The sequence below is a fragment of the Gordonia sp. AC31 genome, from assembly GCF_031844505.1.
In the GTDB taxonomy this organism is placed as follows: Bacteria; Actinomycetota; Actinomycetes; order Mycobacteriales; family Mycobacteriaceae; genus Gordonia; species Gordonia hongkongensis.
Genome location: NZ_JAUZVK010000048.1, coordinates 1 through 9,489 on the forward strand (window position 1 = coordinate 1; position 9,489 = coordinate 9,489).

At 63.7% G+C, this 9,489-nt stretch carries 9 protein-coding genes and 3 pseudogenes; 8 read left to right on the top strand and 4 right to left on the bottom strand.

From position 1 onward, the window contains the following. Positions 1 to 993: acyl-CoA dehydrogenase family protein (locus Q9R39_RS24090; protein ID WP_004020625.1), on the top strand; the 993-nt coding region annotated here is incomplete at its 5' end. A gap of 67 nt (positions 994 to 1,060) precedes the next feature. Here Q9R39_RS24090 and Q9R39_RS24095 read toward each other — a convergent pair. Beyond that, positions 1,061 to 1,303 (bottom strand): annotated as a pseudogene (locus Q9R39_RS24095) (MMPL family transporter); the annotation flags it as partial. 4 nt (positions 1,304 to 1,307) lie between these two features. After that, positions 1,308 to 1,433 (bottom strand): annotated as a pseudogene (locus Q9R39_RS24100) (TetR family transcriptional regulator); the annotation flags it as partial. A gap of 108 nt (positions 1,434 to 1,541) precedes the next feature. Between Q9R39_RS24100 and Q9R39_RS24105 the strand changes: the two are divergent. Continuing rightward, positions 1,542 to 2,018: a PaaI family thioesterase gene (locus tag Q9R39_RS24105; RefSeq protein ID WP_004020623.1), complete on the top strand. Its 477-nt coding sequence runs from the start codon at positions 1,542 to 1,544 to the stop codon at positions 2,016 to 2,018. A gap of 5 nt (positions 2,019 to 2,023) precedes the next feature. Here the strand turns inward: Q9R39_RS24105 and Q9R39_RS24110 are convergent, their stop codons facing one another. Then, a complete protein-coding gene (locus Q9R39_RS24110; protein ID WP_004020622.1) occupies positions 2,024 to 3,049 on the bottom strand; it encodes an AraC family transcriptional regulator in 1,026 nt (341 codons plus the stop codon). A gap of 99 nt (positions 3,050 to 3,148) precedes the next feature. Between Q9R39_RS24110 and Q9R39_RS24115 the strand changes: the two genes are divergently transcribed. The 6 genes and pseudogenes from Q9R39_RS24115 to Q9R39_RS24140 all read left to right on the top strand — a co-directional run. Then, complete coding sequence (locus Q9R39_RS24115) at positions 3,149 to 3,469, top strand: 2Fe-2S iron-sulfur cluster-binding protein (RefSeq protein ID WP_004020621.1); 321 nt, start codon at positions 3,149 to 3,151, stop codon at positions 3,467 to 3,469. Positions 3,470 to 3,495: 26 nt separating this feature from the next. Then, positions 3,496 to 4,887: a cytochrome P450 gene (locus tag Q9R39_RS24120; protein WP_004020620.1), complete on the top strand. Its 1,392-nt coding sequence runs from the start codon at positions 3,496 to 3,498 to the stop codon at positions 4,885 to 4,887. Beyond that, positions 4,884 to 6,083: an NAD(P)/FAD-dependent oxidoreductase gene (locus Q9R39_RS24125; protein WP_014928948.1), complete on the top strand. Its 1,200-nt coding sequence runs from the start codon at positions 4,884 to 4,886 to the stop codon at positions 6,081 to 6,083. The genes Q9R39_RS24120 and Q9R39_RS24125 overlap by 4 nt, the downstream gene beginning before the upstream one ends. Next, positions 6,080 to 6,751: a transglutaminase-like domain-containing protein gene (locus Q9R39_RS24130; protein WP_004020618.1), complete on the top strand. Its 672-nt coding sequence runs from the start codon at positions 6,080 to 6,082 to the stop codon at positions 6,749 to 6,751. Before Q9R39_RS24125 ends, Q9R39_RS24130 begins: the two co-directional genes overlap by 4 nt. Before the next feature lie 111 nt (positions 6,752 to 6,862). Continuing rightward, positions 6,863 to 7,876, top strand: coding sequence for a BtrH N-terminal domain-containing protein (locus Q9R39_RS24135; protein ID WP_172622077.1), 1,014 nt, complete (start codon positions 6,863 to 6,865; stop codon positions 7,874 to 7,876). A gap of 300 nt (positions 7,877 to 8,176) precedes the next feature. Next, a pseudogene (locus tag Q9R39_RS24140) lies at positions 8,177 to 8,524 on the top strand (transposase); the annotation flags it as partial. 142 nt (positions 8,525 to 8,666) lie between these two features. Here the strand turns inward: Q9R39_RS24140 and Q9R39_RS24145 are convergent. After that, positions 8,667 to 9,489: IS256 family transposase (locus Q9R39_RS24145; protein ID WP_004020615.1), on the bottom strand; the 823-nt coding region annotated here is incomplete at its 5' end.

The window sequence follows — 9,489 nt, forward strand, 5'->3', positions numbered from 1 at the left end:
GTCTTCGCAGTAATCCGCGAGATTGCCAAGGTCGACGGCTCGCTTGGCCACCTCTACGGATACCACCTCGTGTGTGCAGCCTTCATCGAACTCCTCGGCTCGCCGGAGCAGCGCGACGCCACTTACCGCCGCGTGGCGCAGGGTTCCTGGACGGGGAACGCGTTGAGCGAGAACAACAGTCACATTCTCGACTGGAAGGTGCGTGCAACCCCACGCGACGACGGTGGTTACGTGCTGAACGGGACCAAGCATTTCTGTAGCGGGGCGCTCGGATCCGATCTGCTTCTGGTGTTTGGCGTGGCGCAGGATGATGACTCACCCGAGCGGTCGGGAATTATCACAGCGGTCATACCCACCGACCGAGGGGGAGTGCGTCCCAACAATGACTGGAAAGCCCTGGGGATGCGGCGGACCGACAGCGGTACAACGGACTTCAAAGATGTTCAAGTGCTTCCGCACGAGGTGTTGGGGGCTCCGAACAGCGTGATCACCGACTTTTTCGGCTATAGGCGCGCCAGCCTATTCGGCCCGTTGGTGCAACTGATCTTCTCGCACGTCTACATAGGAATTGCCGCCGAAGCGCTGGACTCCGCTCGCGAATACACGCTGGAGCACGCACGGCCATGGACCCCTGCGGGGGTTTCTGAGGCCACGCAGGATCCATACGTAGTTCGGACCTTTGGAGAGCTTGCGATTAAACTACAAGGCGCTGACGCGGCGGCCCGCGATGCGTCGCACGCGGTGCAGCGGATCTGGGAGAAGGGTGATGCTTTGGCACCCGCCGATCGGGCCTCGCTGATGGTTCAGGTGTCGGGGGTGAAGGTCTTGGCCACCGAGGCGGGTCTGTCTATAGGCAGCCGGATCTTCGAGGTCATCGGGGCGCGTGGGACACACCCGCGTTTGGGGCTGGACCGGTTCTGGCGCAACATCCGGACGCACAGCCTGCATGACCCGGTGGCCTACAAGATTGCCGACGTCGGCCAGTACTTCTAGAACGACCGTGATCCCGTCCCAGGCTTTACATCCTGACAAGTTCGACAACACACATCGGCGATCCCCCCACCAGGTCGCGGGCGGAAGCGACATCGGCGGTGGTGCCACGAAGTTCCTGGACAAGCTCGTCGTAGCGTGCACGCACCGTCGGGGTGAGGCCGCCACGGTTCTCCATGGCGATAAACGCCGTTGTCTTGGCGCCTTTCTCCCCGAACGCCGTGCCCATCCGGTCGAATGACTGAAACGACGGCACTCCCGCAGGGATCGGGTCGACCGACTGCTGCCGCACGACTGTCTCCAGCTGCGGGAACGCTCGTGACCGCCTCGACGGTGACAGCCTCCACTCCCCCGCTGCGCAGCAACACCGCCGTGGCGTCGAGCAGACGGTTCCGGGAACGAACCCGCCGCGGATCGACGTCGTCGAGGCCATTGATGCTCACCGCCACCAGGTCTCCTCACGCTGTTGGTCCAGCGTGGATGTGGCATTCTACCAACGATACCGTTGGTAGTGGTCTGCTACCGGCACGAGCATCGATTCGAGGACTGTGATGTCAGCACCCACCAAACTGCCCGCACACTCCCCATCGTGCATGGGCTGCGGGCCGGAGAATGCCAGCGGCCTGCAGCTCGAGGTGTACCGCGACGGCGACCGCGTTTTTGCCGATCACTCTTTCACCACCAAGCATTCCGGTGGACCAGGTTTGGCGCACGGAGGCGCTATCTCGGCCGCGTGCGACGACATCATGGGATTCACGCTGTGGATCGCCGGCACCCCGGCCGTCACGCGCACGTTGACCGTCAAGTACCGCCGACCGGTACCCCTCCACGTACCAGTACGTCTTACGGCGTGCATCGACGAGGACGCCGATCACATCCTGCACATCGGGGCGAGCGGGACTGTGGACGGCGAGACCTACTTTTCCGCCACCGGCGAGTTCGTGAAAGTCGATCTCATGCACTTCGCGCGCTACGCCGACACCTCCACGGTAGACAGCTTTTTCGTCAATCTTCTTCGCGCGGACTGACCTGCTCAGATGCCCGGCGCTGCCTGCCGATTCGCCGGTGCGCGGCGAAACCGCGTCGGGGAGCATCCGACCCACCGTGTGAACGCATGAGAGAAGCTGGCGGCGTCGGAGTACCCCAGTTCTGCGGCTATCTCGCCGACACCGATGCCCGGATCCAGCAGTCGCGCGGTGGCCCGTTCTTGGACGAACTGCTGCCGCAGGCGACGCAGGGTGGTGCCCTCGGCGTTCAGGCGTCGCTTGAGTGTGCTCACCGATATCGACAGCTCCGCCGCGATACGAGCACCGTCAGCGCGGGCAGGGTCGGCATCGAACTGTGCGCGGACCAGCTGCGTGTAGGAACTGGGCCTACGCTGTTCGTAGACGCGTCGAAGCTCGGCAATACCGATCCGGTAGGCCACGGGGTCGGAGAAACGGCACACGTCGTAGAGCACGGCAGCCGGTATGTGCACGAACGCCGCGGGCGCGTTGAAAACGATCCGATGGCCGATCTCACCCACGGCGATCAGGTCTGCCGGCGCCTGGCATGTCAGATGAAGCTCCACGGAGGGGACGGCACCGGCGAGCATGTCCACCAACCGCAGGACAGCCAGACCACCGTAGGTGACGGCGAAACAATCGGTGCCGGCGCTGTCGGTGCGCCCGGCCAGAGCGATCGTCAGTCCAGAATCTCCGTGCTGGAACTCGGTGCTCAGCGCGGTCGATATCAGGGGCAAGAACTGAAGCAGTTGAACAACTTCGACGACGGAACCCGCACTGACCAGCGGCAAACTGATGGGGCCGAACGAGGTGAGCTGAGCGTGCTCGGCGAACGCTACGCCCAACCGGAATCCCTGCTGGGAATCCATCGCCGGATACACCTCGTGAAACCACCGGACAGGCACTTGGCCCTGTCGCGCAATGACGACCGCGAGATCGACGCCCTCGCGGGCCATGATGCGTTCGAACGCTCGGGTCTCCGCCGCGCCCAAGGCGCCGCTGTCGAGGAGCTGGGCGAACGCCAGCGGCGGCATCCCCGACTCGACAAGGCTCATATGAGCCAAGTTAACAAGACATCGCGACGTCCGAACCTGGATCGACCACATTCGCCGCGCGCACACTCATCTCTACGACCCAGGAACAAGGAGGTGGCCATGGCCACGATCACCTACGTGACCCACGACGGCGAGGACTACCCCGCGCCGGTGATGCCCGGCAGGTCACTGATGCAGACCGCGGTCGACCAGGCGATACCGGGCATTGATGGCGACTGTGGCGGTGAGGCGGCATGCGGAACCTGCCACGTCGTCGTCGACAGCGCGTGGATCGACACCGTCGGCCACAGCACAGACGTCGAAGAAGGCATGTTGAGCATGCACCCCGAGCGTGAGGCCAACTCGCGGCTGTCGTGTCAGATGACCGCGCGCGAAGAGTGGGACGGGTTGACCGTTCACCTCCCCGAGTTCCAGTTGTGAAGTGAGAGAATGAGAGCGACTTTCAGATGAGCATTACCACCGCGATCGCCGAGAAGGCGCAGTCCATGATCCCGATCGATCTGCAGATCCGTGGCGCTCACGTCTATGACAAGACCCGCCGGATCGTCACCCGAACCGACGGCAAGAAAATCTTCACCGAGACCCCCATCCCGCCGGTCGAGGACGTCGAACTCACTGACATCGATCTGAGCAACCCATTTCTCTACCGACAGGGCATGTGGCGGTCCTACTTCGAGCGTGTGCGCAATGAGGCGCCCGTTCACTTCCAGCCCCGCAGTCCCTTCGGGCCGTTCTGGTCGGTCACTCGACATGCCGACATCATCGCTGTCGACAAAAACCATGAAGCGTTCTCCGCCGAACCGTTCATCATCATCGGTCGGCCCCCGCGTTTCATGGATATCGCGATGTTCATCGCCATGGACCCGCCGCGGCACGACAAGCAGCGCGCCGCCGTCCAGGGAGTCGTCGCACCGAAGAACCTGCGCGAGATGGAGGGCCTCATCCGGTCTCGCGTCCGGGAAGTCGTCGAGGAGCTACCGCTCGACGAACCGTTCGACTGGGTCCAGACCGTGTCGGTCGAACTGACCGCGCGGATGCTCGCGACATTGCTCGACTACCCCTACGAGCAGCGCCACAAACTCGTCCAGTGGTCGGATTTGGCCACGTCGATGGAGCAGGCCAACGGCGGACCATCGGACAACGACAAAGTTTTCCGCGAGATGGTCGCGATGGCACAGGGCTTGAGTGCGCTGTGGCGAGACAAGGCCGCGCGGACCGCGGCAGGCGAGGAGACCGGATTCGACCTCATCACCATGCTGCAGAGCAACGAGGACACCAAGAACCTTCTCGACAATAGCCCGATGGAGTTCCTCGGGAACCTCGTGCTGCTGATCGTCGGCGGCAACGACACCACCCGCAACTCGATGAGCGGCGGAGTGCTGGCTCTCAACGAGTTTCCCGAGCAGTTCGAGAAACTCAAAGCCAATCCGGATCTGATTCCCAATGCGGTGTCGGAGATTATCCGGTGGCAAACCCCGCTGGCATACATGCGTCGGGTCGCCAAGAAGGACGTGATGCTCAACGGTCAGTTCATCCGCGCAGGTGACAAAGTCGTCATGTGGTATGCCTCCGGCAACCGCGACGAGCGAGTGTTCGACCGCCCGGACGAGCTCATCATCGATCGGTCCAACGCTCGCAACCACATCGCGTTCGGTTTCGGTGTGCACCGTTGCATGGGAAACCGTTTGGCCGAATTGCAGTTGCGCATTCTCTGGGAAGAACTTCTCGAGCGCTTCGACGACATCGAGGTGGTCGGTGATCCGGAGTACGTGCAGTCCAACTTCGTTCGTGGGATCAGCAAGATGATGGTCCGTCTGACTCCCAAGCCGGAGACGTGAGTACTGATCGGGTCGTGATCGTCGGCGCAAGCCACGCGGGCGCACAGCTGGCGGCCAATTTGCGCAAGGAGAAGTGGGCTGGGGCCATCCTGCTGATCGGCGACGAGGGCCGCCTGCCGTATCAGCGGCCGCCGCTGTCCAAGGCATACCTGGCTGGCGATTGCCATCTCGACGATGTCGCGATTCGGAGCCGCCAGTTCTACGACAAGCAACGGATCGAGCTCGTCGACGGGACCGTGACCTCGATCGACCGTGCCGAACGAACCGTCACTCTTGGCAACAACGACGCGGTGTCCTACTCGAAGTTGGCCCTGTGCACCGGCGCTCGAGCTCGCGCACTGCCGGTCCCCGGCGCCGACCTGCCGGGCGTGCACTATCTGCGCACCGCCACCGATGTCGAGGCCATCCGCGCCGCCGCGGTCCCGGGTTCGCGGGTCGTCATTGTCGGCGGCGGGTACATCGGCCTGGAGACAGCGGCCTCGCTTCGAACCCTGGGTGTCGAGGTCACCGTCCTGGAGGCGGCAGGACGCGTACTCGAACGTGTCACGGCGCCCGTCGTGTCGGAATTCTTCGATCGAATTCACCGCGAGAAGGGTGTCGAGGTACGGACCGACGCAATGGTCGAAGGGTTCCGCGGCGACGAACGAGTCGACGGCGTTGTCCTGTCCGGGGGGGAGACGCTGGCCGCTGACCTGGTCATCGTCGGCGTCGGCGTCATTCCGAACACGGAGCTCGCAGCAGCTGCGGGCATCGACGTCGAAAACGGCATCCTCGTCGACGACCGCGCTCGTACCAGCGATCCTGACATCGTCGCAGCCGGCGACTGCGCCAACCACCGAATCGAGCGGTACGGGCGACGTGTTCGTCTCGAGTGCGTGTCCGCAACAACCGAGCACGCCAAGATCGCGGCGGCCACAATCTGCGACAACACAACCGGTCGCGCCGCACTGCCATGGTTCTGGTCCGACCAATACGACCTCAAACTCCAGATCGCCGGGCTCAACACCGGATACGACGAGGTGCTGGTCAGCGGCAACCCCGCCCATGGCCGCGACTTCACCTGCTACTACTTAACCGCCGGAGAACTGATTGCAGCTGACTGCGTCAACAGACCCGCTGACTTCGTGACCGCCAAGCGCGCCATTGCACAACGAGCGCCGATCGTCAGGTCCGAATTGATCGGAGCGGCCCCATGACCACATCACCGACAAATGCGGTCAGCCCGGCGGCGCTGACGGGTTCACGCTTCCTCGACATCGAGCACGCCACCGTCGCAACCTTCACACGCGAAGCCGTCGGCAACGCGACCACCGACAAAGACAAAGCCGGCCGCCTGTTCACCGCGGTGCGCGACGCCATCCGCTACGACCCGTACACCGTCTCCAACGACCCAGAGCACTACCGGGCCAGCCATGTAATCGAATCCGGGCGTGGATACTGCGTCCCCAAGGCCGTCGTGCTTACCGCCGCATTCCGCGCCGCCGGGATCCCAGCGCGGCTAGGCTTCGCCGACGTCCGTAATCACCTCCAAACGGGCGCCCTACGTGAGCTGATGGGAACCGACGTCTTCGTCTATCACGGGTACAGCCACGTCTACATAGACGGACGGTGGCTCAAGGCGACACCCGCGTTCAACTCGGAACTGTGCGCGCGGTTCGGAGTCGCCCCGATCGACTTCACCGGCGACAGCGACGCGTTGCTCCACGCTCACTCCGCGGACGGCTCAACACACATGGAGTACGTCCGCGAAAGAGGTGTGTACAACGACCTGCCTCTCGACAACATCCTGGTGGCTCTCAAAGAGGCCTATGGCCCTCTTATACTCACGCAGCGTGCGACGTCACTAGATGCATTCCACGCCTAACCCGGTCTGCCTCAGTCGTCGGCCCGGCAATCGACAATTTTCGTACCGCCTCAACACAGGAGGATCGTGTCAGTGTCCGGCCCCTCGATGATCGACCCCTACCCGCACCGAATGGGTGGCCACTGTGGGTCCGGTGCGATGCGAGACCTCATGGAGTGGACCGGGCTCGGTTACGACGGCCCACCCGACGAGGGCCTCGTCTTTGCCCTCGGCGGAGCCCTCTCCCTCACCTACATTCGATCAAAAGCGCTGATGCCACCCGTGTACTTAGTCGGACGAGGACCTGATTTTGAGATCGACCTCCCCCGCCGTCTGGGCGGCACCGTCGAGGTGCTTGCCACAGACGACCCGGCCGAGGGTTGGGAGAACCTTCGTGGCGAGATCGATCAGGGACGCCCTGCACTGGTCTGGGCGGAGATCGCAGAACTCCCCTACCTGCGGGTCCAGTTGCGCATGAGCCGCCACGACATCGTTGTAGTCGGCTACGACGAGACGCAAGGCGTCGCGTACATCGCCGACAACGATCGCGAAGACCTTCAACGCGTCCCACTGGACGCACTCGCACGCGCGCGCCGCTCGACCTCCTTCCCGGAGCCAACCCGACACACGCTGTTTCGTATCAATTGGCCACAGACGCCACCTTCGATTCTCGAGGTGGCCGCACAGGCATTCGCACAATCCGCAGCGAGCCTGAGCACCCCAGGCGCATCGACGATCGCCGGGCCCGCAGAACACGGGTCACACGGCCTCGACGCTGCCAGCGCGCTCGCATCCGACGTCTGCAGCTGGGGAGCCCTGTCGACCGACGACCTCGAGATGCATTTATTCAGCCTCGGCGCCTTCATCGAGAAAGCGGGGACCGGCGGCGGCCTGTTCCGCCGACTGCTGGCACAGGGCTGCGACGAAATCGCGCGCCTCACCGGCGATCACGCCACCGCCATCCTTGCAGCCAACGCCCACCATGCGGCGACATCCTGGACTGCAGTCGCACGCGCAGCAGTACAGAAGGATCACGCCTCATCCGAGCGGCTCCGATCCGTCACAACCCTCGCGGCGGCTCTACCCGAGGCGGAAACGACCCTGGAGGCGTCACTACGAAAGGCCGCAGCATCCTTGTCAGGCTAACCGGCCTGTCGCGGCAAGTCCGCGAGGAGGACGCTAAGCAGGGCCGCCGCGTTCACACAAACGCACGCAGGAGCATTACCATCAGCAGGACGCCGGTTCCCGCTGACCCGGGTCCTGTGACATCGACAGGAGGCAACCGGGAAGCCTGCAGTTCTTCTCGCAGCGTCACGTATCCTGGCCTTCGACCACGCCACCGTGCAGGCGTCCACCCGTGATGCTACCGGCGACGCGGACAACGATCGAGACATGGCGCGGAGCCACTTTGCCGCGGTGCGAAACCAGATCCGCTACGACCCCTACACAGCAGCCCGCATCCTCCTCGAAGTCGGCGACGGTTCAGCATTCGCCACCGCAGGCCACCTGGCCGCCTACGCCGGCATCGCACCAGTCACCCACCGATCCGGCACCTCCATCCGTGGCGAGCACCCCGCCCGATTCGGAAACCGCAAACTCAAACGAGCCTTCTTCCTCTCCGCGTTCGCCGCACTGCACGACCCCACCAGCCGCGCCTACTACGACCGCAAACGCGCCGAAGGAAAGAAACACAACGCCGCCCTCATCTGCCTGGCACGCCGACGATGCGACGTCCTCTACGCGATGCTCAAGCACAGCGAGCCCTACCGAACCCCAATCGCTTCAGCTGCTTGACAAACCCATAGGGACACCCCCCGTTCTGGACGACCCCCACCCAGCGTCTCACGCACGCTCACCACGAGCTCGGCGGGAATCGGGCCCCGACGGGTCTGTCCGATATTCGGTGTAAGCGGCGGTTTTCCGATTGCTCGGCGGGTCAGCGTTCTTCGGCTGCGGGCATACGATCGGCGAACGTGATGGCCGGGGCGTTGAGCGCTGGCTTCCAGCGTACGGCCCACTTCGTCTGACCGGTACCCTTCGGGTCCAGCGACCGGGTGACCAGGTAGAGCGTTTTGAGTGCGGACTGCTCGTTCGGGAAGTGTCCTCGAGCGCGCACCGCACGCCGGTAGCGGGCGTTGAGACTTTCGATCGCGTTGGTGGAGCACAACACTCGCCGTATCTCGACGTCGTAGTCAAGGAACGGGATGAACTCCTCCCACGCGCTCTCCCACAGGGTCACGATCGCCGGGTACGGCGTGCCCCATTTCTCGGCGAATTCCTCCCACCGCGCCCGGGCGTCAGCGGCGGTCGGCGCGGTGTAGATCGGTTTGAGATCGGCGCTGATCGTGTCCCAATACTTGCGGGAGGCGTACTTGAAGGTGTTGCGGATCAGATGGATGATGCACGTCTGTACCGTGGCCAACGGGAACGCGGCAGATACACTGTCGGGCAACCCTTTCAATCCGTCACACACAACGAAGAAGATGTCGCGGACACCCCTGTTCTTGAGGTCGGTGAGCACCGCCAGCCAGAACCTGGCCGACTCGCCGTCGCCGTCGCCGGCCCACATGCCGAGGATGTCTTTGTGCCCGTCGAGATCCACCCCGATCGCGGCGTAGATGGGCCGGTTACGCACCTGCCCATCCCGGATCTTGACCATGATCGCGTCGATGAACACCGCCGCGTACACTTTCTCCAGCGGGCGTGCCCACCACGACACCATCTCTTCGATGACCCGATCCGTGATTCGGGAGACGGTG